The sequence below is a fragment of the Streptomyces sp. ISL-36 genome (assembly GCF_018614205.1).
Classification (GTDB): domain Bacteria; phylum Actinomycetota; class Actinomycetes; order Streptomycetales; family Streptomycetaceae; genus Streptomyces.
In genome coordinates this window covers 27,145-52,080 of the sequence record NZ_JAGGOS010000120.1, presented here as the reverse complement: position 1 = coordinate 52,080, position 24,936 = coordinate 27,145, and the positions used below count along the sequence as shown (strand labels likewise).

The window sequence follows — 24,936 nt, the reverse complement described above, 5'->3', positions numbered from 1 at the left end:
CCGCACCCGGTGAGGAATCACTCCCCATGCCTGTGCCCGCCGACCCGACGGTCCTCCATCCGATGCCTGAGCAGCCGCGGGTGGTGCTCCTCAGGCCGCTGGTGAAGTCCCCGCTGATCGGGGTCGGGGAGTACTCGTACTACGACGACCCGGACGACGCGACCGCGTTCGAGACGCGCAACGTGCTCTACCACTACGGGCCGGAGAAGCTGATCATCGGCAAGTTCTGCGCGCTGGGCACGGGAGTCCGGTTCATCATGAACGGCGCCAACCACCGCATGGACGGGCCCTCGACCTTCCCCTTCCCCACCATGGGCGGCTCGTGGTCGGAACACTTCGACCTGCTCACCGGCCTGCCGAACCGAGGGGACACCGTCGTCGGCAACGACGTCTGGTTCGGCCACGGCACGACGGTCATGCCGGGCGTACGGATCGGACACGGCGCGATCATCGGCTCCGGAGCCGTGGTCACCGGCGACGTACCCGACTACGGCATCGTCGGCGGCAACCCCGCCCGCCTCATCCGCACCCGCTACAGCGACGAGGACATCGCCCGGCTGCTGGCGGTGGCCTGGTGGGACTGGCCGGCGGAGCACATCACCGAGCACGTACGGACGATCATGTCGGGCAGCATCGCCGCCCTGGAAGCCGCAGCCCCGGACCCCTCGCACGCGTGACGGGCGGCCAGGGTTTCCGTGCGGGCGCATCGGCCTGCGTGGAAATCTCCTGATGGCGGGTAGCGGCACTGTCAAACCATCGAGCTCCCGGCTCCTACGATGACGCTCATGGCACACGTTGAGGATCTTCAGCACCCGTTCTGGGACACCAATAGCGACCGCGGAGTGCAGCCGTCCTTGACCGACCAGGCGATTCTGGAGGCCGAGCGGCTGTTGAACGTCACACTCCCCGCCTCACTGCTCGATATCCTCCGCGAACAGAACGGTGGCCTGGTCGCATCCAGTCGGGACGCCTTCCCCACGAGCCGGCCGACCTCATGGGCTCCTGACCATGTCCCCTTTGATGTGGTGATGGGCATCGGCCACGGTGAGCAGACGCTCTCCCTGCTCGACAGCCCGTACCTGGTCCAAGAATGGGGCCTGCCCAGGGACGTAGTACTGGTCTCGGGTGAGGGCCACTACTGGATCGGGCTGGATTACCGGACCTGCGGTCGGCATGGGGAGCCGTCCGTTGTCTGGTTCGACGCGGACGACAACTCGGAACTGACCCTCGCCCCGGACTTCCGCTCCTTCATGGAGGGTCTCACCTCCGCGCTCGAGTTCGACGTCGAGCGGGGCGAAGGTTCACGGGACTGAGCTCGCGTGCTGAGCGATGCTGCGGTGGTCAGCCCCCCCGTCACCAGCCGCATCGGCCGTGGCGAGCGTCGCCTGATGCGGCACCGGGACGTGTCTCTTCGATCAGATGGGCTCGCCGTTCTGAGCATGCTCAGAACGGCGGATCCGATCGACGCGGAATGGGCGGTCCTGGAACCGTTGCTACCGAAGAGCGATGAGCGGTGCGGGAGATGGCGGGATGACTAGCGTCTACCTGACGACCACTATGCTGAACGTGTTCAATGTCGGTTGAACTGGCCGGGTGCGCCCTTCAGATGCGGTGGCTGTAGCGGAAGAGGCGGGTGCGGGCGTCCTTTTCGGTCGCGCCGAGCCCTTCGGCGATCCGGTCCCACGGGATCTCGTCTTCGCGCAGGGCGAGGAAGGCTGCGCTCGGGCCGATGGCGCCGATGATGGTCTCGAGTTCGTGTACGGCCCTCAGCGCGGCCAGCGGTGCGTCGTCGGCGAGGTGCTCCAGTCGGCCGCGGAGCTGGTCTAGCAGGTCCGTGACGTCGGCCGGCAGCGGGACGGTGCGGGCTTGAACGTCCTCGAGGTGCTGGGCCCAGTCCTCCCGGGGAGCGGAGGTGTCGTATGCATGGGGGTCGTCCCTGAGGACCTCTTCCCAGTCGATGGGGTAGCTGGTCTCCCCGCGCCAGCCGCAGGAGCACTTGCCGCGCATCCGAGAGGCGCGGGGGATGCGTAGGGTGCCGTCGTAGACCCACCAGTCGGTGGTCTCGTAGAAGCTGCTTCCGCTGCCGATGTCGAAAATGGCCGGACGCGGTTCGCTGCCGTCGGGCAGCAGTACCCCGACCGAGCCCTCGTGCGACGTGAAGCCATCTCGTTCCCAGGTCATGGCCTTCCCCCTCGCTGCGGCGGCCACCCGAGCGGCCGGCGGTGGGTACCACGATGCCGCAGAAGCAGGTTCTGCATATGCGTCTTGCACATTCCTTACCCGTGTGAGGGACAACGCGGACGACCGCGCCGGGTCGTCGCCGGGTGAGCACAGCCTTCCTCCATCGGGGCGAGGGAATGCTCACCTCGATCGAGCGGCATCGTGCCTGCCCCGATACGAGCCGGAGTGATGACCGCTGCACAAGCGGCCGATTCGGCGTTATGGGTGCCGGACCCGCTGTAGGCGGGCCCTCGCTGGATCATGGCCGGCTGCGCTCGCTCACCAGTGCGCGCAGGAGGCCGGGGAAGGCTTCGTCGACCTCCTCGCGGCGTAGCGCGTTCATCCGTGAAGTGCCGACGTAGTACTGGCGGATGAGGCCGGCTTCGCGCAGCACATGGAAGTGGTGCGTGGCGGTGGACTTGCTGACCGGCAGGTCGATCGTGCCACACGCGAGGTCCTGGGTCGTGGCGTACAACTCACTGACGATCCGTCGGCGCACAGGGTCGACCAAGGCCTCGAGCACCTGCTGAAGGCTGATCGTACGGACGTCCGGGTGAGCCGGTACGCGGTCGTCCCGGCTCTTGTTCTGCACTGCCGCCATGTGTCTGTCGACCTCCTGCTCATGTCGTACGACGATTGTCAAAGTATCATGACCGTCGAACTTTGACAGGCGTCGTACTTTGCGTTTGAGTGAGGCGCGGCGGTGCGGTTCTCGTGCCGACGTCATCAATCGAAGGGGGATGTGTGATGGCTGCGACGGTGCGATTCCACGAGTACGGGGGGCCGGAGGTGCTGCGGTTGGAGGATGTGCCGGTCGCTGGCCCCAGCGCCGGTGAGCTGCTGATTCGCGTGGATGCGATCGGACTCAATCGAGCCGAGGTGCTGTTCCGCAGCGGCCACTACATCGAGCCGGTCAAGGAGTTCCCTGCCCGGCTGGGCGCCGAGGCCGCAGGGGTGGTCGAGGCGGTCGGCGCGCAGGTGGCCGGGTTCGAGGTCGGCCAGGCGGTCAGTGTGGTGCCCGCGTTCTCCATGAACGCCTACGCCGTCTACGCCGAGCGCGCGATCGTTCCCGCGGCCGCGGTTGTGCACCGCCCCGAAGGGCTCGGCGCGGTTGAGAGTGCGGCGGTGTGGATGCCATACGTGACGGCCTACGGGGCGCTGGTCGAAGTGGGCGGCATGGGGGCTGGTGACACGGTGGTGCTCACGGCGGCCTCCAGCAGTGTTGGCCTCGCCGCGATCCAAGTCGCCCGACGCGTCGGCGCGGTGCCCATCGCCACCACGCGCAGCCGCGCGAAGAAGCACGCGCTGCTCAAGGCGGGGGCGGCCGAGGTGATCGTCACTGGCGAGGAGGCGGTCGCCGACCGTGTGCTCGCACTGACCGCGGGCCGGGGCGCCGAATTCGTCTTCGATGCCGTTGCCGGGCCCGGAGTTGTGGACCTGGCCAGGGCCGTCGCCCCTGGCGGCACCCTCTTCCTCTACGGGGCGGTGAGCGGCGAGCAGACTCCCTATCCGGGGTTCGAACTCGGCATGCCCGCACTGAACATGCGTACCTACACCATGCATGAGACGACCCGAGACCCACAGCGCCTGCGCCGCGCCGAGGCTTTCGTCTCCTCCGGGCTGAGTACCGGCGTCTTCCGGCCCGTTGTGGACCGCACCTTCGCCTTGGACGAGATCGCTGCGGCGCACCGCTACATGGAGGCGGGCACCCAGGTGGGCAAGATCGTCGTCACGGTCGACCACTGACGGTCTCTCACTGGTCCTGGCATCGGGCGGGCGTTGGGTCGTCTCGCGAGGCAGGCCGCTGCCGGATGTCTGCGGCATCGCGCTGGCGGTGTGAGCTGCTGTGCCCTCCTGCATGTCGTATCAGCTCAGACACGTGCCTTCCGGGCGCTTGCAGCAGCCGGCCGCGACGGCCGGCGCCTCGTCACCTCCGCGAGCAGCACCTCGCTCCGGGGTGTTGCAGCCGTCGGCGAGGTCGAAGCCCGTGTTCCGGTCAGCGGCGGACCAGGATGGTCAGCCGTGACCGGTCCTGCGTCTGTGCGACGCCACGAGCGCACGCCCTGCCCGGAGCCATCCGCGGCCGTACGAAGGCGCTGACCGGGTACGAGGAGTAGCGCACTGCCGTGTGGGAGGTCACCGGCAAGCAGGAGCGGCTGCCCCGTTACCCCTGCGCCGAGGGCATCTTGCCCCCGTGCTCTTCGTGCGAGGCGCCCGCACCGCAGCGCTCGACAACGCTTCGCGGTCCTGCTGGTGGTGGTGGCGTACCAGCTGCCCGCCGTGCACATCGGCAAGCTCACCGTTGCAGCCACCACCCTCACCAAGCTCGATCACCATCGGCCCCGTGCGGCGATCTGGCGCCACCCGGCATCGCAGAGCCGGCACTTGGGCAGCTGCACCCTGCCGGACCTCGGCGACATAAGGAAACCGACCGGTCCACTCGCCGCCGCTGCCGTGCTTCGCACGCGACCGATCGCCTACTGCGGCTGGGTCGCGATCTGGATCAGGTTGCCGCAGGTGTCGTCGAAGACGGCTGTGGTCACGGGGCCCATCTCCAGGGGCTCCTGGATGAAGCGCACGCCGAGGTCGCGCAGGCGCTCGTACTCCGCCGTCACGTCGTCGACGGCGAACTGGGCGAGCGGGATGCCGTCCGTGACGAGCGTGTCGCGGTAGGTCTTGACGGCCGGGTGGCCGGCGGGCTCCAGGAGGAGCTCGGTGCCGCCGGGCTCGTCGGGCGAGACGACGGTCAGCCACCGGTCCTTCTCGCCCACCGGGACGTCGTGCTTCTTCACGAAGCCCAGAACCTCGGTGTAGAAGCGCAGGGCCTTGGCCTGGTCGTCGACGAAGACGCTGGTCAGATGGATCTTCATGCGGTGCTCTCTTCCGGTCCGGATGTGTCGGGCCTCAGCCATCGCTCGGTGATCTGGCGCAGCGGGGCTGTGTTCAGGTCGTGGAACTTGTAGCGGCCCTCCCGCCTGGTCTCGACGAGCCCGGCGGCCTCCAGCACGGCGAGGTGCTGGGAAACTGCTTGGCGCGAGATGCCGAGCTGATGCTTCATGCTCAGCCGCGAGCAGATCTCGAACAGTGTCTGGCCGGACTTCTCCGCGAGCTCGTCGATGATGGTGCGGCGGGTGGGGTCGGCCAAGGCTTTGAAAAGGTCGTCGGCCACGTCTCCAGGATATGCAAGCACTCACTTGCCTATCAAGTCGAGGGGGGCGTTTCCCGAATCGGTCCGCCGCCGAGGAGCGCAGGGGCGGTCACCCCAGCAATGCCGCGGAGGAGCCTCACGGAGATTTCACACGGCAAAGGGGAGCCACCGCGGGAGGCGCGCTACGCTCGGCGGCCGCCAGCACTGTGCGGTACGTCCTCGGCCGTAGCCGTAGCCGTAGCCGTAGCCGCGGCCGGTCCAGGGTGAAGGTGCGAAGCGCTGACCAGGCCAGAGGGTGGGCAGCTCGGCCCCACCGCTGCGTGCGCTGCCGCCTTGTCCAGAGAGACGGCAGCTGCCCCGCATGGCGCGACCGGAGCACTTGGTGCCCGGACGGGCCGGCCCTCCCGCTCGCTGCTTCCGGTGGAAGGGTGGGTGAGGATCGCCGAGACGTACAGGGTCACGTCGACTGGCGCCCCGGCAGCATCGAGGGCGCCGTGAACCGCATCAAGAAGATCAAGAGACAGCTCTACGGTCGAGCCGGTTTTGAGCTGCTCCGCAAAATGATCTCGCTCCAAGTTCCGCGTGAGCGTGTTTGGTCCGTCGCTGGTCGGCACGTTCGAGGTCAGAGTTCGGTCGTCCAGATTCCGACAGGGTGCTCACTCGGTGGAAGCCACAGCTGAGGCTGTGACTCCCGATGCCTCTCCTCAGCCTGTTCTTCCCAATGAAAGTGGTCATCCATGTCGGCCCACGCAACTTGCAACACCGGGAAAGGAGGCCGCCGGTAGAACCCGATGGCCCGTCCGAAGAAGGTCCGGTACCAGCGGAGATCCACCTGCCTGAGCGCGACTTGGCGGCCGTCGGCAACGTCAGGATGCCTCTGGCCGTCAGCCAGTACAGCCCCCGCAGTGGACTTCTCTCCGAGCCTGTTGAGCGTGCGGTGCATGGCGTGGATGTCGAGTCCGAACATGGCGAGCTCAGGCGCGCCATGAGTGTGCGACAGCCCGATCGTGTAGGCGAACCCAGGACCGATCTCGTCCTCGGGAACCATCACGACGTGCCATCCGTGCTGCTGCACATTCTCGATGATCGTCAGGTCAACGTGGTCTGCTTCGTCTCGGTCACCGTAGTCATGGCAGAGGGTGCAGCGGCACTGGAACGGATCATCAGTCATGCGCGGAGGCTACGAGGTGAGCGTTTGAGTCAGGCAGCCGGGGCTCGGGACCGCTCATGGATCGAACGACATCGTCACCCTTCGCGACCGCTCCCCAAGGTCTGTGCGAAGCATCTAGCCTGGCGGCCTGGCTCACCCAACGGCCCGGCGTGGAGGTCGTATGCCGGGACCGGGCGCCGTTCGTCGCCGAAGGCGCCACCGTCGGCGCCCCGCAGGCCGTCCTGGTCGCGGACCGGTGGCACTTCTGGCACAACAGGAGCGAAGCCGCCGAGCGGAGGGTCGCCCAGCACCGCAGCTGTCTCTGATCCCTGGTACCCGCGGTCCCTGAATCCGAGCCCGCCCCTGCCGAGGGCCCGGACGGGTCGGCCCCGGCCACGACGACACCGGTTCGCCGACCGCACCCGGCCCCGGCACGCTGCCGCGCTGCGACGCCGGGGGAACTCCTCACCGGCCAATGGCAGAACCGGCCCTCCGACCTCGACGACGACAAGCCATAGCTCGACGACCGCTGGAACGAGGGCTGCGCCAATCCCTGCAAACTGTGGGAGGAGATCGTGCCGCTCGGCCAACAAGGGCAGCTACCAGCACCTCCGCGCCTGTCTCCACGCCAAGCGCACTGCGTCACGGTCGGCGACCGCCCGGCCGCCCCCGCCCCGGACGGTCGCCGGATGGTCCTCCGGCACCCGGGGAGCCCTCACCGAGCCCGAAGTCAGATGTTCGGCCGTGCTGGGTTTGCACTCCTACGCAAACGAGTGCTGCTCGCGTGATGTCGCCCATCAGGTCATCCAGATCAGGGCTACTTGCCCTCCGCAGATCAGATCGCGGGGCGACGCAGCACATCAGTGGGTTCCCAATCGCTCTTCCAGAAGGCTTCAAGCCCACGCTCGTTGATGAACTGCCGCTCCACCTCGTGGATGGGGTACATCCCCTGGATGTTGATCACGTCGTGACCCTCGTGTCCTGGAACGCCAACGTCGATGCCCAGGTAGTCGTCTCTGTCGAGGACCATCGGCGCGAACACGCAGAACGCCGTCATCTCCGACTCGGGCACGATTCGCTCTCCGAAGTTGATGGTGCTGCCGTAAGTGAATGGGCAGGTGCCACGGAGCTGCTCGGCAAGGAAGCCCACCGCGTGGGCCCAGATAACGTTGGTCGAGTTCACGCTGAGACAGAGCTCCGGCGAGCCGTGCTGCCAGTCCGGATGCTCTGCCAGCGACAAGCCGTAAGTGAGCGTCGTGAGAAGTCCGGCCGGGAGGTCGTCGTACACGATCTCCGTGACATCCCGCAGGCCCTGTTTGGTCGACTCGACAGGGAAGAACCGAGGCTCCCTTCCTCCGGAAAGCCGATCAAGATGGGCGAGGTACGTCTCTACGCGACTGAGCATGCAGCCAGCCTGCACGATCAACCACACGCGGACGCCACCGGGGCGCCCCCAGAAATGCGTTGTCGTGCCATCGCGTCGGTCGGCATGCTCAGGGCCGTGATCACTGAAGAACACTCCATCGATGCCACCGTCGTCCTGCCTGTCGGCGTGCGCGATCTACTGCACCGAGATCTGCCCGCGTGCACTTGGTCCGGCTCGGCCACCCACCTGCGCGCCGTGGAGCGAGAGCTGGCGCGCGCTGCGGTGGGCGAGGCCGACTATCTGGCTGTATGCACTCCTGTGGATCTGCCGGTGGCGATCGGCGGCATCGACTATCAGGTCTCCGAGGGAGCCGGAACCGTGTGGCAGCTCGCCGTCCTCCCGGCGCTCCGGTCCCGCGGCCTGGGAACGCTGCTGATCCGAGCTGCCGAACGGCGGATCAGGGACCGCGGTCTGCTCAGGGCCGAACTCGCCGTGGAAGAGGACAACCCTCGGGCTCGCGCCCTGTACGAGCGCTTGGGCTATGTCGCGTACGACCGCAAACCGGATGCCTGGGACGAGGAAGGGCCCGACGGATTGATCCGTCGCTACGAGACGATGTGCGTTCTCATGCGAAAGGACCTCTGAGTCATGTGCTCTCTGTTCTCGGGCTCTGGCTCAACATCTGTGGTGGAGGGCCTTTTCGGTGCCGACCGGCGACGCGAAGCGGCACGGCCGGGGTGGCTGCCACGCAAGCGCCCGTTGAACGTCCTCACGGAATGTGTCCTTGGATGCTGTCGCGTCGGCCCGCGCGCTTGGGCCGGCCGAGTACCACTCCGGCCAGGACCAGGACCAGTCCGCACAGTTGCTGAACAGTCAGCACCTCTCCGGCGACCGCTGTGCCGAGCAGAACGCCTGTAACGGGGTTGAGCAGTCCTATCAGTCCGACTGTCCCCACAGGCAGGTGCCGCAGCCCGGTGAACCAGGCGACGAAGGCCAGTGCGGTGGCAACCACGGCGACGTATCCGAACGCGAGGAGTGCCGGCGTGGAGAGTGCGGGCGGAGGGCCCTCCACGGCTGCGGCGACCGGGAGCAGGAACACGCCTCCCGCGGTGAGTTGCCAGCCGGTCGAGGCGAGCACGTCGGTACCGGCGCTCCACCGTTTGGCCAGGATGTGGCCGAAGGACGACACCAGCAGGGCGGCGACCGAGGCGAGGACTCCCGGCGCGCTCGCCCCTTCCACCCCCGTGAGCAGCATGAGGCAGACCCCGCCGAGTCCGACCGCGGCGCCGGCCAGGTGGGCGGTGCCTGGCCGCTCGGGCACCAAGGGCCAGGCGATGAGCATCATCGTCAGCGGGGACACCGCCATGACGGTGGAGGCGACGCTCGTCGGAAGCAGTTGGGAGGCGGCATAGACGAGGACGAAAAACACGCTCATGTTGAGCAACCCGAGCACCGCGGACCGCCACCACCACACCCCGCGCGGCCGCTGCCTGCGCAAGGCCAGCAGGACCAGGCCGGCGGGGAGCGCCCGCAGGGCGGCCCCGTAGAGCGGGCGGTCGGCCGGCAGGAACTCGTGCGTGACGAAGTAGTTGGTCCCCCACGCCACCGGAGCGACTGCGGTCAGTGCCACCCACCGTACATTAGCTTCCATGGAAGCTAATGTAGCTTCCTGGGAAGCTATCATGGTGTGCATGGAGCAGCATCAACCGCTGGACCGCGTGGCCGCCATCCAGGCCGAGTGGCGCCGCGAGCGGCCCGACGTCGACATCACCCCGCAAGGAGCGATCGGCCGGCTGCACCGCCTGGCCGACCGGCTCACCGAGGAGCTCTCTCTCGTCTACGGCCGCTACGGTCTCTGCGAGGGAGAGTTCGACGTCCTGTGCGCACTGCGCCGTGCCGGTGATCCATACGAACGGGCGCCCGGCGAGCTCGCCACTCACACCATGGTCACCACCGGTGCGATGACGAAGAGAATCGACCGCCTGGAGCGAGCAGGACTCGTCACCCGCCGCCGTTCCGACGACGACCAGCGCGGCCGGATCGTCGCCCTCACCGGACCGGGACGCGAACTGATCGACCGAGCCTTCACCGACCACATGCGCAACGAACGCCACCTGCTGGATCTACTGACGCCTGAGGAGGCCGAGTCACTCGAAGGGCTGCTCACCGCCTGGCTCTCCAGGATGGAAAATCCACATCATCCCGGCGGCGAGTGACCCGCCCTCTTCGGCCATCGGTCTTGTCCCAGCTTTGTGCAAGCCGCCGATCCAGCTGCCCGCCGCCCCGCAGGCCGTCATCATTCAGCGCCCGGCACCGGGCGCGCCCCGGCCCCGTAGGCCCAAGGGGATCGGTTGACGCCGCCGACGCGGTGGGGGAGAGGCGCAGCGGCACGGTGAAGGCCCCGGGCGAGCTCCGCGGCACGGCGCCGATGGCAAGGGTCGGCGCCCCTGTCCACCATGGACGGCATCGGTATCCAGCCATTCGGGCATGGGGGGCGGCGGCGGGGATGTGCAGCGGCATGCAGCCGCAGGGTCGTTGTGCGCCCCGGCGGCTCCGTCGCACTGTCATCGGCGCACGCCCGTGGCAAAGCCCGCTGCACACTTCTCGATACACAGGTCAGAACGTTTTTTCATTCTCGTGTGCCATTCCGCATGCCGAATGTTTTGCATTTGACCATCCATGCGGTCCTCGAGAGGCGAATTCGGCCACATTTGAAATGTGCCTATAGTCCTAATTTTTTGAGTGGTCTTGCTGTGCCTTGCCCTTATGCGCATAGCTATGGGGTACGCCGTCTCTTCGTCCCGAGCTCCCGATGAGTCCTGGGGCAGGCGGCTGTGAACCGGCCTCCGGTTCACAGCCGGCCAGGGAGGCGGTCGTGACACCTGCACGTGAGGAGAAGTCATGAAGAAGGCCTACGAAGCGCCGACGCTCGCCAAGCTCGGGACGTTCCGGAAGAAGACCGGGCTCCTGCAGAGCTCCGGCAACGACCGGCTGATCCTGAGCAAGAACTGACGACCGACGGCTCTGACCTGACGTCATGACTGAACTGCACGAGAGTGCGGGGACGGGCCCCGGCGACGCGCACTTCGCGGTCTTCACCGACCGTGAGGACGCGGCCGCCGTGGCCCGCTCCTTCTCCCGCCCCGGAACGCGCATCCTGACGTACGCCTCCGGCCGGCCCTGGCTGGTGGGCCAGTGGCACGACCAGGACATCGTGACCGCGCGCGCCGGCCACGCGGCCCTCGCCGTCATCGGCTGCTGCCCTGTCGACGCCGCAGAGCTCGAGCGCCGTGCCGGGCGATTGGCCGACCTCGCCGAGCTCGACGCACTGGCTCGCACTCTTCCCGGGAGCCTCCATCTCATCGGCGCGCTCGACGGACAGCTCAGGGTGCAGGGCACCGCGTCCGGGCTCCGGCTGGTGTTCCATGCCTCCGTCGGCGGCTCGCGCGTGGCCGCCAGCCGCGCCGACGTACTCGCCGCCGCGCTCGGCGCCGAACCGGACCCGGAGCAAGTGGCGGTCCGGCTGCTGTGGCCGGTCCCCCATCCGCTCGCCGAGGCGCCCATGTGGCAGGGCGTCACCGCCGTACCTCCGCAGGAGGCGCTGATCGTCGCTGCCGACGGCCGGACCGTGCGCCACTCGCACTGGTGGACACCGCCCGAGCCCGTACGGACGCTGGCCGACGGCGCGTCCGCCGTCCGGGAAGCGCTGGCCACGGCGGTGGACACCCGTACGAGGCAGGGGGGCGTCGTCAGCTGCGACCTGTCCGGCGGCCTGGATTCCACCTCCATCTGCTTCCTCGCCGACCGCTCACCGGCCCGGGTGGTGGCGAGCACGTGGCCGGGGCGCGATCCCGCCGACACCGATCTGTACTGGGCCCAACAGGCCGCACGCTCGTTGCCGGACGTCGAGCACGTCGTCTGGGACGCCGACGCCTCCCCGCTGGTCTACAGCGATCTGCTGGCCATCGACGATCTGCTGGACGAACCGACCATCGGCGTCATGGACCGCTCGCGCGTCCTGCATCATCTGCCGGGCATGGCCGAGCGGGGCAGCCGGCTGCACCTGACGGGCATCGGCGGCGACCATGTGGCCTGGTGCTCCGAGGCGTACTACCACCGGCTGGCACGCACCCGCCCCCTGTTCGCCCTGCGGCAGCTGCGCGGCTTCCGAGCCCTGTGGCAGTGGCCACTGGGCGGCACGGTCCGCGCGCTGGCCGACTCCCGCCCGTACGGGACGTGGCTCGCCGACTCCAGCAGAAACCTCCGGGCCCCTCTGCCCGCGACCGTCCGCACTAGCCTCGGCTGGGGCATGCCGCCCCGGCTCTTCGACTGGGTCACTCCGGACGCCGAGCGGACAGTCCGGCGAGCGCTGCGCGAGGCGGCCGAGAACGCCGTCCCGCTCCACCCGGACCGTGGCCTGCACGCCGATCTGGACCAGATCCGCTCCTGCACCCGCATCATCCGCCAGTGGGACCGGATGGCGGCCCGGGCCGGCGTGCCGATGGCCTCGCCGTTCCTCGACGATCGCGTCATCGAGGCATGCCTCGCGGTCCGCCCGAGCGAGCGCGTCACACCCTGGCAGTACAAGCCCCTCCTGACCGCAGCCATGAGCGGGATCGTCCCCGAGGGCTGCCTGCGGCGCACCAACAAGGCCGCCGCTTCCATGGACGCCTCCAACGGACTTCGGGAACACCGCGCCGATCTGCTGGCGCTGTGGGAGGACTCGCGGCTGGAACAGCTGGGCCTGGTCGACGGGAAGGCTCTGCGCCGTCTCGCCCAGCGGCCGGCCACACCCGAACTGCGCGAGGCGATCCTCTACTCGACCATCGCCGCCGAAGTGTGGCTGCGCGGCCTCTCCCGGACCACAAAAGCCACAGCCACAGCGAGAGCCACAGCGACAGCCCGCACCGGCACCCAGAACGGGCCCTGAACTCCACCACGCGAAAGGTACGCAGACCATGGCATTGCGGTTCGGCGCCAACGTCTCCACGGCGGACACCGACTACGGCACGGTTCTACTGGACGAACGAGCCGGAGAGTACTGGGAGTTGAACCCCAGCGGTTCCCTGGTGGTCAAGACGCTCATGGCGGGCGGTGACGAAGCGGACGCCGTCGCCGCGCTCGCCGACGAGTTCGAGATCGACCTCGCCCAGGCGAGCCGGGACGTCGAGGCCCTCGTACAGCAGCTGCGGACCTCGGGGCTGGCCGAATGACGACCCCCAGCGCCCTGGAGAGGCCCACCGGAGTCCCCTTCGCGCGGCGCCTCGCCGCCCGTCTCGTCCTGCTCCCCGCGCTCGCACTCTCGCTCCTGCCGCCCCGCCGGATCCGCGCCGTGCTCGGCTTCGCGCGCCGCGGTGCCACCCCCGCCACCCCCGCGCAGGCCGCGAACGCCCGAGGCGCCATGTGCGCGGTGAGCCTGCGCTGCGCCGGCCCCAAGGGCTGCCTGCCCCGATCCCTGGGAGCCGCGCTGCTGTGCCGGCTGTCGGGGGCCTGGCCGACCTGGTGCACCGGCGTGCGCGTCGTGCCGCCGTTCACCGCGCATGCCTGGATCGAGGCGGACGGCCGGCCCGTCGACGAGGGCGTACCCGACGACTACTTCACGCGGCTGATCACGGTCGCCCCTCAGAGCCGATCGGGCCGATGACCCACAGCACCCTGGATCAAGCCCAGGCGAAGGCGCAGACGGAGACGGAGACGCAGGCGGGCGGCGACCGCTCCACCCGGGCCGCGGTCGCGACCATGTACCGGTTGACCGCCGGGCACCGGGCCTCCATCGTCGTCGCCACCGCGCTCACGCTGGTCGGCTCGGCTCTGGGTCTCGCCCAGCCCCTCCTCGCCAAGCAAACCGTCGACGCGAGTGGCCGCGGACAGGTGCTGTGGCCGCTGCTGCTGGCCCTCGCCGTGCTGTTCGTCACCGAAGCGGTGACGGGCGCGGTGGGCCGCTTCGTTCTGGAGCGCATGGGCGAGGGCGTCGTACGTCAGCTGCGCCACGGACTGGTCGCGCGGCTGCTCCGGCTGGAGATGAGGGAGTACGACCGGCATCGCAGCGGTGACCTGATCTCCCGGGTCACCGCCGACACCACCCTGCTGCGCGAAGTGGTGTCCCAGGCACTGGTCGACCTCGTGACAGGTGTCCTCGTCGCGGCGGGGGCCATCGCGCTCATGGTGTGGATCGACCCGCTCCTGCTGCTCCTGGTCGCCGTGACCGTGGCCATCGCCGCCGTGATCGTCGCCTCCCTGCTCAAAGGCATCCGCGCCGCCTCCGAACGTATGCAGGACTCGGTCGGTGCGATCGCCGCCGACCTGGAACGCGCACTCGGCGCCCTGCCGATGGTCCGCGTCCACCGCGCGGAGGACCGCGAGGCGGCCCGTATCGGTGAACGCGTCGAAACGGCGTACAGCGCCGGCGTACGGACCGCGAAACTCGCCTCCGTCATGAGCCCGGCCGTCGAACTCGCCGTCCAGGGCTCCTTCCTCATCGTCCTCGTCATCGGCGGCCTGAGGGTGACCGGACAGGCCAACTCCCTCGGCGACCTGGTCGCCTTCCTGCTCTACGCCTCCTACCTGGTCCTACCGCTCTCCTCGGTCTTCCGCGCGGTCGGACTGATCCAGCGCGGCATGGGCGCCTACCAGCGCATCGAGCAAGCCCTCGAGCTGCCTATGGAGCCAGCGGAGCCAGCGGAGCCGGCGGAGCCGGCGGAGCCGCAAACGGTCGCCGGCCCGGCCGCCCGAACCCGCCCTCACCCGCCGATCGCCGTCGTGAGGGAGCTCGGCCGCACGGACAAGAGGGAGGACAGCGCGCCGGCGCTCGCTCTGCAGGACGTCTGCTTCGGCTACGAAGCGGACCGGCCGGTTCTGCAGGGCATCTCCTTCACCGTTCCCCACCGCAGTCAGACGGCGCTCGTCGGCCGGTCGGGTGCCGGGAAAAGCACGATCTTCGCCCTCATCGCCAGGTTCTACGAACCGGACTCAGGACGTCTGCTCTTTGACGGCCTGCCCGCCACCGAACTGAGTCGCACCGCCTGCCGCGAACGCATCGCCGTCGTCGACCAGGACACCCACGTCGTCCATGGCACGCTGCGGGACAACATCACCTACGCCGCGCCCGACGCCACCGACGCCGAGGTACGGCGCGTCGTCGAGCTCGCCCAACTGGAGGGAGTCGCCCGAAGACTGCCCGGCGGCCTGTCGGGGATGCTCGGCCCGCGCGGTGGCACCCTCTCGGCAGGCGAACGCCAAAGGGTCGCCCTGGCCCGCGCCCTGCTCGCCCGGCCCGCGCTCCTCCTGCTCGACGAACCCACCTCACACCTCGACAGCATCAACGAAACCGCGCTCACCAGCGTCATGAAGGACGCCGCGCAGGAATCAGCCCTTCTGGTGATCGCGCACCGTCTCTCCACGGTCCAGCACGCCGACCAGATCATCGTCCTGGACAACGGCCGCACCACCGCTGACGGACGCCACAAGGAACTCCTCCGCAGCAGTCCTACCTACCGCAAGCTCGCGGCCGGACAGATGCTCCATCCGGCCGCCGCCACCACACCCACCGGCGTGACGACCACCCGGCGCCCCCTTCAAGGCCCGCAATGAATTACGTCCGCTGCGAGCGCAGCCACATGAAGTAGTCGTCGATGTCCAGGACTTCGTCCCTCGTCAGATGGGCCGGGGCCCACCCCGTCGCGCGGCCCCTTCGCAGGAAGTCCTCCGGGAGGCTCGTACCGTACGTCTCGACGTACTCCGCCGCGTCGCGCCGCCAGAAGTACGTGCCGTCACTCAGGATGGCGGAGCCGCCGGTGACGGAGAACCTTCCCTCCAGGACGTCCTCCGAGTAGCCCATGAGGGCGATGATCACGAGAGCGTTCCTCAGGTACGCGCCGATCGCCGCTCGCTCTTCCTCCGGAACGCCCCCGCTGCCCTCCGCGAGCTCCTTCGCCAGGTGGGAAAAGGCGGACTGGCCGGCGATCCGGCCGAAGACTCCCAGGGGGGCCACTTGACGCATCTTCGTCCCTCGGTCGGGGTGGGCGGGCTGACGGCTGACGGCTGACGGCTGCCGTGAGGATCGTAAGGATCGTAAGCCACCGGGGAGGCCCGAGATGATCTTGGGCCTCCCCGGTGGCTGAGCCGAGAAGGTGGCGCCTACTTGGTCAACGGGTCTCCGAGCGGCCCGTCGGGCCACTCCCGCACCGTGCCGTTACGGTCCAGGTCGACCTGGTGCGGGCTGGCGTTTCTCACCTCCACGCCGCCCAGCGCCTTGGAGAGTTCCGCAGCCGCTCCGCACGCGCCGTGGCAGGTCACCAGCTGGACGGGACCGCCGTCGTAGTACGGGTTCTCACGGACGAGGTCGGCGATCTGCTGGGGGTGGGTGATGTTTCCGTCCACGCGGAAGTTCCCCTGCTCGTCTCCGTGGACGATGACGTCATGCCCGTTGCGGCCGGTCGATCGCAGCAGGTTCTGGATCGTGTTCGCGTCGTCGCCGATCGCGGTGGCGGTCCTGGTGTAGCGGACGTTGGCCCCGCCCCAGGTGAACGACGTCGCCCGGGGAATCGACGCCATGCCCGCGAAGGCGCCGCGGGGGGCGGCCGCGACCCGTTGCCAGCCGGTCAGACCGCCGATTCCGGTGAGGGCGACCTGCCCGGCGAGGTCGGCCGCCGCCTGGCTGTAGACGTCGTACAGCGCCTCGCAGCCCTGGTCGCGGAACATCTGGGCCGCGCGGTAGAGGCGGTAGGCGGGGCGGACGGGCAGGTACTTGTCCACGAAGCCGCCGGCGCCGCCCTCCTGACCGGTGAACGCGTCGTAGATGTCGCCGACGAACTCGAACGGCAGCTTGAGGCCCTGGACGAAGCCGTCACCGAAGACCTTGAGACCTTCGCCGAAAGACTCGATCTTGTCGTCGGTGGGGTCGTCGGGGCTCCAGCCCGTCGGGTCCGTGTACCGGGTGGGTGTGTTGTCGGCGTAGGCGTACGGGGACACCGCCGGCCTGCCGGTGGTGAAGCCGGCCGGGTCCTTGCCGGTGAAGCGTCCGGTGGTGGGGTCGTAGTTGCGGGCGCGCAGGTAGTAGCCGGCGGCGCTGGTGGTGGGTTCGGTGTAGGCGCCGGTGTAGGTGAAGGGGTTGGCGGGCGGGTTGGCGGCCACGTCCGTCTTCGTGGCTTCGCCGAACGCGCCGTACTCGTAGCGGATCCGCGCCGCGCCCGCCGCGTCGGTGACGTCGGTGACGGAGCCGAGCTGGTCGTGGTGGAGGTAGAAGCTGGTGCCGCCGGCGGTCTGGGTCTGGATCTGGCCCAGCGGGTTGTACTGGTACTCGGCGGTCATCGTCCCGCCGGGGCTGTACTCCGCGCCGACCGTGGCGAGGGCGCCGTTGGTGTCCCAGGACGTGGTCCGCAGGGCCGTGGTGCCCTTGGCGGCCTTCGTGCGGTGGCCCTCGGCGTCGTACGTGTAGGAGTACGTGTCCGTGCCGGCGGTGACGGAGGTCAGCTGGTTCCGCGCGTCGTAGACGAACGTGGCGGTTCCGTCGGAGGTCTGGTTGCCGTCGGCGTCGTAGGTGAAGCCACGACTGGTGGTGCCGGTGGTGGCCGAGGTGAGCTGGTCGGCGCCGTCGTAGGCGTACGTGGTGGTGGCACTGGCCTTGGTCTGCGCCGTGCGGTTGCCAACCGGGTCGTAGGTGTAGCTCGTGGCGGTGGAGAGGTCGGGGCAGGCCGCGGCCTGTGTGGCCGAGGTGCACTCCGTCAGGAGCCGGTCGGCGTCGTCGTACGTGTAGTACTGGTGGCTCGTGGGCCGTCCGGCGCGGGTGGCGGTGATACGGGTGGTGCGGCCGGCGTCGTCGAGGGTCAGCTGCCAGCCGGCGAGGGTGGTGGCGCCCTTGGTGGTGGTGACGGAGGCGAGGCGGCCGGCCTGGTCGTAGGCGCGGTTCTCCGTGTGGCCGTTGGCCGTGGGAAGGGAGCTGGTGGTGAGCCGGTCGGCCGGGTCGTAGGCGTAGGTCAGCGTGCCCGCCGAGCCGGTCTGGGTGGTGCGGCGGCCGTCGGCGTCGTAGCCGTAGACGACCTTGCTGCCGCCGGCCGGTCCGGTCGCGGGGGTGGCACCGGTCAGATTGCCCTTGCCGTCGCCGCTCCACTTGCGCAGTCGGCCCGCGTTGTCCGGCGCGACGATGCCCTGGTTCGTAGAGGAGCCGAAGCGGCCGACGCCGGGGATGCCGTACGGGGTCCAGTCGTCGGGCTGGAGGATGTACGTACCGAAGCCGCCGGTGCCGTTGCCCGGGTAGAAGCGGAGCTTGCGGTTGGTGGTGTCGACGGCGAGGAAGTCGGCCTTGCCGTCGTTGTTGAACTCACCCGGGACCAGGCGCATCGCGCCCCAGCCGGCCCCGAGGTCGGTGCGGGTGCCGAAGTTGCCGGCGCCGTTGCCCGGGTAGAGGTAGAGGTGTCCGTCGGAGGGGTTGACGGCGAGGATGTCGAGCTTGCCGTCGCCGGTGTACTCGATGAGGACGATGCGGTACGTGCCCCAGCCCGAGCCGAGGTCGGTACGGGCGCCGAAGCCGCCGGTGCCGTTGCCCGGGTAGAAGTACAGGCGGTTGGCGGTGGAGCTGATGGCCAGGAAGTCCTGCTTGCCGTCCTTGTTGAAGTCGCCCGCGGTCAGGGTCATCGGGCCCCAGCCGACGCCGAGGTCGAAGGGGGCGGCGAAGCCTCCCTTGCCGTCGCCGTCGTAGCGCAGCAGGTTCCCGGTGGTCTTGTCGATCGCCAGCAGGTCGGTCTTGCCGTCGCCGGTGTACTCGACGGCGAGGATCTGCTGGAAGCCGCTGCCGGACCCGGTGACGGTGCCGCCCGCGGTGAACGTGCCGTCCGCCCGGCCGAGGAAGGTGCGCAGTCCGTTGGTGCCGTCCGCGCGCACGACGTCGGTGTAGCCGTCGCCGTTGAGATCCGCGGAGGCGGTGTGGGCGGCGCCGTTCCAGTCGAGTTGCTGGGGAGCGGTGTAGTCGATGCCGCGTGATGTCAGGCGTCCGGCGTCGTCGTACGTGTAGGTGTACGCGCCCTTGCCCGTGCTGGGGGTGACGCCGGTCAGCCGCCCGGCCGTGTCGTAGCCCAGGGTCCGGGTGCCGGTGGCGTCGGTGACCGTCTTGCGGCGGCCCAGGGCGTCGTAGGTGGCCGATGTCCGGGGTGTGGCGTCGCTGTAGCTGATCGCCGTGGCCAGGCCGCGGGCGTCGACGGTGGTGGTGGCGGTGACGCCCCGGGCGTTGGTGGCGGTGGTGCGGTTGCCGTCGGGGTCGTAGCCGATGGTCCTGGACCGGCCGAGCGGGTCGGTGACGGAGGTCGGCCGTCCGGCATCGTCGTATCCGTAGGTGGTGGTGTGGCCGTTGGGGTCCTTGCGGGTGGCCAGGTCGCCGGCCGTGTTGTAGGTGTAGCCGGTGACGGCGTTGTCGGGCCCGGTGACCTTGCTGATCCGGCCGAGTGCGTCGTAGTCGGTCCTGGTGGTGCGGCCGAGCTCGTCGGTCGCGGTCACCGGCTGGTTCGCCGCGTCGAAGGTGGTGGCGGTCGACTTGCCCAGGGGGTTGGTCGTCCTCGTCGGGTTGCCCGCGAGGTCGTAGGAGTAGGTCGTGGTGAACTGTGCCGGGTCGGCGCCGGTGACGTTGCCGCGGGGGTCGACCTGGGTGGCCGTGCGGCCGTCGTCGTCGTACGTCCAGGTGGTCTTGTGACCGAGCGGGGTGGTGAGGCTTATGCGGTTGCCGTCGGCGTCGTAGCCGAAGGAGGTCACCTTGCCGAGCGGGTCGGTCGTGGTCGCGAGCAGGTTGTTGTCGGTGTAGGTGTGGCGGGTGGCCTTGCCCAGCGGATCGGTCGTGGTCAGGACGTTGTCGTTGCCGTCGTACGACGTCCTGCGGATCTGGCCCAGGGCGTTGGTGACGGTGACGGGACGGCCGAGGCTGTCGTAGCCGGTGGTGGTGACGGCGCCGGTGGGATCGGTGACGGTGGTGCGGTTCCCGGCCGCGTCATAGCCGTAACTGGTCGTGAAGGCAGCCGCGTTGGCGCCGGACACGTTGCCGCGCGGCGAAACGGTGCTGATGAGCCGGTTCGCCTTGTCGTAGGCGTGGGTGGTCTTGTTGCCGAGCGCGTCGGTGACCGAGGTGAGGTTGCCGTTGTCGTCGTACGTGCGGGTCTCGGACTTGCCGGCGGGATTGGTGGTACGGATGTGGCGGCCGGAGGCGTCGTAGCCGTAGCTGGTGGTCCGGTTCGCCGGGTCCTTCACGGAGGTGACGCGGCCGGCCTTGTCGTAGCCGTACGTGGTGGTGCGGCCCAGCGGGTCCCGCACAGTGCTGAGCAGGCCGCGCGTGTCGTAGGTGTAGGTGGTGGTGAAGGCGTTCGGGTCCGCGCCGGTGGCGTTGCCGCGTGGGTCGGTCACGGCGGTGACCCGGCCGGCCGCGTCGTAGCGGAGGGTCGTCTTCTCACCCAGAGGTGTCGTCACCGCGGTGCGGTTGCCGCTCGCGTCGTAGGTGTAGTGCGTCGTCTTCCCGCGCGGCGTGGTGACACTGGCGAGGGCGCCCAGGGGCGTGTACGCGTACGAGACCTTGCCGCCCGCCGGGTCGGTGCTGGTGAGGACGCGGCCCGCGGTGTCGTACGTGTACGTGGAGGTCTTGCCGCGGCTGTCGGTGTGGCTGGTGATGTTCCCGGCGGTGTCGTACTTCCAGCTCTCGGTCAGACCGGCGGCGGAAGGCGACGTCCTCGTGGCCATGCGGCCGGCCGCGTCGTAGGTCATCTCGGTGGTGTTGCCGGAGGCGTCCGTGATCGAGACGGGGCGCAGATTGCGGTCGTAGCTGTAGGAGACCTTCTTGCCGAAGGGGTTGATGGTCTCGAGCAGCACGTTGCCGGAGTAGACGTCGGTCCACACGCCGCCGTTGGCGTCGGTCGTGTGCGACTCGCGCTTGTTGTCCCAGGTGAAGCGGGAGATCTTGCCGGAGCTGTCCGTCTGTGAGGTGACGCGGCCCGCGGTGTCGTACGTGTTCACGATCTTGCCGCCGCCGCGGCCGGTGGCGGTCTCGAGGCGCTTGTTCGCGTCGTAGGTGTAGACGGCGGAGTTGCCGGCCTGGTCGGTCGCGGAGGTCAGCAGGCCGTCGGTGTAGCCGTAGGCGACCGACGTACCGTCCGGGAGGGCCACCCTGGTGAGCAGGCCGGCGGAATCGAGGGTGAAGGGGACGGTCCGGCCGGCGGCGTCCCTCACGGAGGCGAGGCGGCCCGACGCGTAGGTGGGGGTCAGGCCCTGGCCGCCGGCGTCGGCGAGCGTGGTCAGCTGGCCGGTGGCGCTGTAGGTGCGTCGGGAGTGGTCGGGGCTGGTGACCGTGTACGTCGTACCGGACTTGGCGAGCTTGAGGCCGGATCCGGCGGGCGTCGTGTAGATGCCGCCGGTCTGTTCCCTGAAGACGATCCGGGCGCCGTCGGCCTCCTGGAGCGTGGCGCTCGTGCCCGCGGCGATGGTCAGCTTGGAGTCGAACGGGGTCGCCCAGCCGCGGCCGAGCAGGCCGGTGGCGGCGGAGTCGGACCGGTAGGTGCGCTCCAGCGTGAAGGGGGTGCCGACGCCGACGAGCGAGGCGTCGGTGACGCGGTCGTAGAACATACCGGTCGCGGTGTTCACCGGGTCGGCGCGGTACGCCTGTCCGTAGCAGGTGCACAGGCCCGCCTGGACTCCGGGAATGTCCGGGGTGTAGAAGGCCTCGACGAGCGGGGAGGTGGTGCCTCCGGGGCTGGAGGAACCGTCGGTGCCCATGAGGAAGATCCAGGCGTAGTACTTCTTGCCGTCCGCGAGGTGTCCGCCGAGCAGGCTGGAGCTCCACCAGAAGCACTGGTCGACGGGGTAGGAGTTGGACGGCCACCAGCCGTAGCACCAGGCGCCGTTCTCCAGGTACTTGCCGGAGGGGTCGTCCGTGGAGCGCTTGATCTCCTTCTGGAGCGCCGGATTGCCCTGCTCGTCCATGATGTACAGCCAGAGGCCGGAGACGGAGGAGGCCGAGACGGTGGAGAACTTCGTCTGGCCGCCGATCGACAGCATGGCGGGGTAGGCGCTGGCGTACGCGCTGACCCAGTCGGGGTTCGGCACCGCCGCCGCGGCGGAAGACTCGGCGGGGGACGCGGCGCGGTCCGACGCATCCGGAGTGCCGGGCGCAGCCGGCGCGTGTGGCGGCTTGGCCGCGTCTCCCGGGCCGGCTTGCGGGGCTGCTGCGGGGCCCGTCTTGAGGGGCTTGTCAGGTTTGGGTGCCGGAGCGAGCGGCAGCCGGGGAGCCTTGGGCCTGACGAACTCGCGCATCGGCGAGTGGCTGCCCTCCGAGGCGTCGATCTGTGCCCGGCGTTCCGCCAGGTTCATCGCCTTGGGCGGCTTGGGAAGGTCCTTCGCCGTGCGCGAGAGGCCGGGTGGCGCTGAGGCACTCTGTTCGGCCGGCCCCGTGACCGAACGGGCCCAGGCGGCATCCGTGACGCCGACCGTGGTCAACAGCGCCGATGTCAGTGCGAAGACGATCCCACGACGTGCCGATCTGAACACGACTCACTCCACCCCCATAGGAAACGGGGAGATCATCTGCCGCAGGGAGACGAGAACGAAGCCCAACTCGAACGGATGGCCGAGATCGCGCAGGCTCCGTGTGGTGCGACACGCGTTCTCACATGCGTGTTTCACGGAAAGCCATCGATCGAATTGGCCAGAACCCGCCTCGTGTTCGTCGGAAGAGTCCGAGGAAGAGGCTGCGCCGTGGGCCGTGCACCCGCGGGAAGACCGTGCCCGCGCCGGCCCGCTGACCCGCCGGCCCCGTTGACGCGCCTGTGCCGCCGGCCCCGTGGACGCGCCTGCGCCGCCTGCGCCGCCGGTCATGGCGACGCCGCTGGACCGTCAGGCCCGGACCTGATCGCCTGCCGTCGCGCGAAGGTGTTCGAGGCCGGTGTCGAGCGCCGCCTTGAGGTGGGTCGAGTCGCCCGTGGACATCATGATGGCGACGCCTCCCTGGATGCCCGCCAGCAGGGCGGCGGCCGAACGGTCCACGTCAAGGGCCGGTGACACCAGGCCGTTCGCCTGGAGGGCGCGCATGCCGCGGGCGAGCTGGTCCTGCCATTGGCGCATCAGCTCCGTCACGATCGCCCGGGCGCCGGGGCGGGACCGCCCGACCTGCAGGAACAGCGATCCCAAGGGGCAGTGGTCGCCCTGGCGTTCATAGCGTTCCACCACCACGTCCCGCCACTGGCGCCAGGACTCCCACGAGTCCAGACGTCCCAGGTGCGGCTCCTGATCCTCCAGGACGCGGTCCGCTTCCAACTGCGCCACCGCCAGCAACAGTTGGTCCTTGCCGTCGGGGAAGTAGTGGAAGAGCTGGCTCTTGCTCGTGCCGGTGCGGCTGCGAATGTCGTCGAGGGTGGTGAAAGCGACACCTTGCTCGCGCAGCACTTCGGCCGCTCCCTCGACGATGCGGGCCCGAGTGGCACGGCCCTTCGCGGTCGGCGCGTCCGGCATCCCGCCTCCTCGTCTCCCACGGCAATGGACTAGCGGGTCCACTCTATCGGCATCGGCCGCGGGTGGCGGCGAGAAGACCCCCTCAGTCTGGACTTGCCGGTCCATTTTCTGCGGCGCACAGTGGTCCGCACACTGCGAGACAAGGGAGATCACGTCATGGGTGAACGACTGCGGAACAAGACGGCGCTGGTCACGGGTTCGACCAGCAATATCGGGCAGGCGATCGCCGAAGCGTTCGCCGCCGAGGGGGCCCACGTCATCGTGTCCGGTCGCAATCAGGAACGGGGCGCACAGGTCGTCGACGGAATCCGCGCATCCGGCGGCCGGGCCGATTTCCTGGCGGCGGACCTCGACGGCAGCGTGGAGGCTTCCCAGCACCTGGCCGAGCGGGCCCGCGAGACCTTGGGCGGGCGGATCGACATCCTGGTGAACAACGCCGGCATCTATCCGGCCCCCGGCACCACCGCCACCGACGAGAAGACGTTCGACAAGGTCTACGGAGTGAACGTGAAGGCGCCGTTCTTCCTCACCGCGGCCGTCGTGCCGGCCATGGCGGAGTCCGGTGGCGGGTTGATCATCAACCTCGGCTCGTGGATCGCGCGCATGGGTGTGCCTCTCGGCGCGCTCTACAGCTCCACCAAGGGAGCCATGGAGACGCTCACGCGGGCATGGGCCGCGGAGTTCGGCCCGATGGGCGTGCGGGTGAACGCCGTCTCGCCGGGCGTGATCCTCCCCCCGGCTCCGGAGGGCAGTGAGCCTCATCCGGGCGAGATCATGATGAAGGGCACTCCCGCCGGTGGCGTCGGCACGCCGGACGCGATCGCGCATGCCGTGGTCTGGCTGGCCAGTGACGAAGCGGCCTTCGTGCACGGAACCGTGGTGGACGTCGACGGGGGCAGGGCAGGGGTCGCCGTCATCGCCGCATAGTGCGCGGACATGGGACTTCCCGTGTGTGCCGTGGCCTTGGCGGCTGCCTGTCGGTGAGTCAGTTCTCAGACACAACCGAACTCGCGCTCGCAGCTTGGGTAGCTGCGAGCGCGAGCGGCTGATGTGGACGCCGATCCGGGCGGACGGCGGGGCCGCAGCTCGCCAGGCCAGCAGCTTCACAGTGATTCCCCGCTGTTCCCGTCCACCTGTGACGGCCCGACAGTCACTCGGCGAGCTCGTCGGCGACGTCCTTCACCGTGTCGAGCGAGACCGCCAGCGCCTCCCGGGACGAGGCTCGGGCGCGGCGTAGTCTCTCGTACCCGTATCCGGCGAACGCCACAGCCCCGACGCCGTACGCCGCCGCCAGCGCCCCCGACACCCGGTGCGCCGGCCACACCCGCTCCAGCGCCCGCACCGCCGACTCCTGGGCCGCCAGCAGGGCCAGCACACCGAGCACTCCGCCGGCCGCCAGGGCCGCCGATCCCCGGCGCCCCTCCGACACGGCAGCCACCAACTCCGTCCTCACCTGGTCGATGTCCTCACGAACCAACTCGATCACATCCTGTGACAATGTCTGCATGCCTTCCGTTACCCCTGACGCGGCCGGGCACGCAACGGACCCCCACGGGCACCGGCGAAAGGCGTCACGCACAA

23 protein-coding genes are annotated in these 24,936 nt (G+C 69.3%); 12 read left to right on the top strand and 11 right to left on the bottom strand.

All coding sequences use genetic code 11. The annotated features are described in order from the left end of the window. The first annotated feature begins 26 nt into the window (after positions 1-26). Together J7E93_RS28300 and J7E93_RS28295 are read left to right on the top strand one after the other, a co-directional pair. Positions 27-677, top strand: coding sequence for a CatB-related O-acetyltransferase (locus J7E93_RS28300; protein ID WP_215072828.1), 651 nt, complete (start codon positions 27-29; stop codon positions 675-677). Positions 678-785: 108 nt separating this feature from the next. Continuing rightward, entirely contained in the window at positions 786-1,313 is a 528-nt protein-coding gene (locus J7E93_RS28295) for an SMI1/KNR4 family protein (RefSeq protein WP_215072827.1), read from the top strand. Between the two features lie 289 nt (positions 1,314-1,602). On the opposite strand, the gene J7E93_RS28290 is transcribed toward J7E93_RS28295, so the two are convergent. Both J7E93_RS28290 and J7E93_RS28285 read right to left on the bottom strand, forming a co-directional pair. Next, positions 1,603-2,181 carry a hypothetical protein gene (locus tag J7E93_RS28290; protein ID WP_215072826.1) on the bottom strand — a complete coding sequence of 193 codons (579 nt, stop codon included), beginning with the start codon at positions 2,179-2,181 and terminating at the stop codon, positions 1,603-1,605. A 298-nt stretch (positions 2,182-2,479) separates the two neighbouring features. Next, positions 2,480-2,821 (bottom strand): helix-turn-helix transcriptional regulator, encoded by a 342-nt coding sequence (locus J7E93_RS28285; protein WP_215072824.1) that lies wholly within the window; start codon positions 2,819-2,821, stop codon positions 2,480-2,482. A gap of 146 nt (positions 2,822-2,967) precedes the next feature. Here J7E93_RS28285 and J7E93_RS28280 point away from each other — a divergent pair, with 146 nt between their 5' ends. Next, positions 2,968-3,966 carry a zinc-dependent alcohol dehydrogenase family protein gene (locus J7E93_RS28280; RefSeq protein ID WP_215072823.1) on the top strand — a complete coding sequence of 333 codons (999 nt, stop codon included), beginning with the start codon at positions 2,968-2,970 and terminating at the stop codon, positions 3,964-3,966. A 731-nt stretch (positions 3,967-4,697) separates the two neighbouring features. Here the strand turns inward: J7E93_RS28280 and J7E93_RS28275 are convergent. The 3 genes from J7E93_RS28275 to J7E93_RS28265 form a co-directional block, all read right to left on the bottom strand. Beyond that, positions 4,698-5,090 carry a VOC family protein gene (locus J7E93_RS28275; RefSeq protein WP_215072822.1) on the bottom strand — a complete coding sequence of 131 codons (393 nt, stop codon included), beginning with the start codon at positions 5,088-5,090 and terminating at the stop codon, positions 4,698-4,700. Further along, a complete protein-coding gene (locus J7E93_RS28270) occupies positions 5,087-5,389 on the bottom strand; it encodes a helix-turn-helix transcriptional regulator (protein ID WP_215072821.1) in 303 nt (100 codons plus the stop codon). The genes J7E93_RS28275 and J7E93_RS28270 overlap by 4 nt, the downstream gene beginning before the upstream one ends. A gap of 601 nt (positions 5,390-5,990) precedes the next feature. Then, positions 5,991-6,539 carry a DUF4262 domain-containing protein gene (locus tag J7E93_RS28265; protein WP_215072819.1) on the bottom strand — a complete coding sequence of 183 codons (549 nt, stop codon included), beginning with the start codon at positions 6,537-6,539 and terminating at the stop codon, positions 5,991-5,993. A gap of 56 nt (positions 6,540-6,595) precedes the next feature. Here J7E93_RS28265 and J7E93_RS28260 point away from each other — a divergent pair, with 56 nt between their 5' ends. Then, a complete protein-coding gene (locus J7E93_RS28260; RefSeq protein ID WP_215072818.1) occupies positions 6,596-6,844 on the top strand; it encodes a hypothetical protein in 249 nt (82 codons plus the stop codon). Between the two features lie 509 nt (positions 6,845-7,353). Here J7E93_RS28260 and J7E93_RS28255 read toward each other — a convergent pair. Continuing rightward, on the bottom strand, positions 7,354-7,806 hold the full coding sequence (locus tag J7E93_RS28255; protein ID WP_308368815.1) for a suppressor of fused domain protein: 453 nt from the start codon (positions 7,804-7,806) through the stop codon (positions 7,354-7,356). A 201-nt stretch (positions 7,807-8,007) separates the two neighbouring features. Between J7E93_RS28255 and J7E93_RS28250 the strand changes: the two genes are divergently transcribed. Beyond that, the gene (locus J7E93_RS28250; protein ID WP_215072816.1) at positions 8,008-8,529 is read left to right on the top strand and encodes an N-acetyltransferase; all 522 of its coding nucleotides are present in this window, start codon (positions 8,008-8,010) and stop codon (positions 8,527-8,529) included. A 124-nt stretch (positions 8,530-8,653) separates the two neighbouring features. Here the strand turns inward: J7E93_RS28250 and J7E93_RS28245 are convergent, their stop codons facing one another. After that, positions 8,654-9,535, bottom strand: coding sequence for an EamA family transporter (locus J7E93_RS28245; protein WP_215072815.1), 882 nt, complete (start codon positions 9,533-9,535; stop codon positions 8,654-8,656). 40 nt (positions 9,536-9,575) lie between these two features. Between J7E93_RS28245 and J7E93_RS28240 the strand changes: the two genes are divergently transcribed. The 6 genes from J7E93_RS28240 (at position 9,576) to J7E93_RS28215 (ending at position 15,474) form a co-directional block, all read left to right on the top strand. Next, a complete protein-coding gene (locus tag J7E93_RS28240; protein WP_215072814.1) occupies positions 9,576-10,100 on the top strand; it encodes a MarR family winged helix-turn-helix transcriptional regulator in 525 nt (174 codons plus the stop codon). Between the two features lie 685 nt (positions 10,101-10,785). Further along, positions 10,786-10,896, top strand: a complete 111-nt coding sequence (locus J7E93_RS28235) for a keywimysin-related RiPP (protein WP_215072813.1) — start codon at positions 10,786-10,788, stop codon at positions 10,894-10,896. 25 nt (positions 10,897-10,921) lie between these two features. Next, positions 10,922-12,814, top strand: a complete 1,893-nt coding sequence (locus tag J7E93_RS28230; RefSeq protein WP_215072812.1) for a lasso peptide isopeptide bond-forming cyclase — start codon at positions 10,922-10,924, stop codon at positions 12,812-12,814. Between the two features lie 28 nt (positions 12,815-12,842). Further along, on the top strand, positions 12,843-13,097 hold the full coding sequence (locus J7E93_RS28225; protein WP_215072810.1) for a lasso peptide biosynthesis PqqD family chaperone: 255 nt from the start codon (positions 12,843-12,845) through the stop codon (positions 13,095-13,097). Next, positions 13,094-13,528 carry a lasso peptide biosynthesis B2 protein gene (locus tag J7E93_RS28220; protein WP_215072808.1) on the top strand — a complete coding sequence of 145 codons (435 nt, stop codon included), beginning with the start codon at positions 13,094-13,096 and terminating at the stop codon, positions 13,526-13,528. The genes J7E93_RS28225 and J7E93_RS28220 overlap by 4 nt, the downstream gene beginning before the upstream one ends. Continuing rightward, complete coding sequence (locus J7E93_RS28215) at positions 13,525-15,474, top strand: ABC transporter ATP-binding protein (RefSeq protein WP_215072807.1); 1,950 nt, start codon at positions 13,525-13,527, stop codon at positions 15,472-15,474. The genes J7E93_RS28220 and J7E93_RS28215 overlap by 4 nt, the downstream gene beginning before the upstream one ends. A gap of 1 nt (position 15,475) precedes the next feature. On the opposite strand, the gene J7E93_RS28210 is transcribed toward J7E93_RS28215, so the two are convergent. The 3 genes from J7E93_RS28210 to J7E93_RS28200 form a co-directional block, all read right to left on the bottom strand. Beyond that, entirely contained in the window at positions 15,476-15,874 is a 399-nt protein-coding gene (locus tag J7E93_RS28210) for a hypothetical protein (protein ID WP_215072806.1), read from the bottom strand. A 146-nt stretch (positions 15,875-16,020) separates the two neighbouring features. Beyond that, entirely contained in the window at positions 16,021-22,395 is a 6,375-nt protein-coding gene (locus J7E93_RS28205; RefSeq protein ID WP_215072804.1) for an FG-GAP-like repeat-containing protein, read from the bottom strand. 345 nt (positions 22,396-22,740) lie between these two features. Then, on the bottom strand, positions 22,741-23,355 hold the full coding sequence (locus J7E93_RS28200; RefSeq protein WP_215072803.1) for a TetR/AcrR family transcriptional regulator: 615 nt from the start codon (positions 23,353-23,355) through the stop codon (positions 22,741-22,743). A 156-nt stretch (positions 23,356-23,511) separates the two neighbouring features. Between J7E93_RS28200 and J7E93_RS28195 the strand changes: the two genes are divergently transcribed. Further along, positions 23,512-24,282, top strand: coding sequence for an SDR family NAD(P)-dependent oxidoreductase (locus tag J7E93_RS28195; RefSeq protein WP_215072802.1), 771 nt, complete (start codon positions 23,512-23,514; stop codon positions 24,280-24,282). 223 nt (positions 24,283-24,505) lie between these two features. Here the strand turns inward: J7E93_RS28195 and J7E93_RS28190 are convergent, their stop codons facing one another. Then, the gene (locus J7E93_RS28190) at positions 24,506-24,862 is read right to left on the bottom strand and encodes a phage holin family protein (RefSeq protein ID WP_215072801.1); all 357 of its coding nucleotides are present in this window, start codon (positions 24,860-24,862) and stop codon (positions 24,506-24,508) included. Positions 24,863-24,936: the final 74 nt, after the last annotated feature.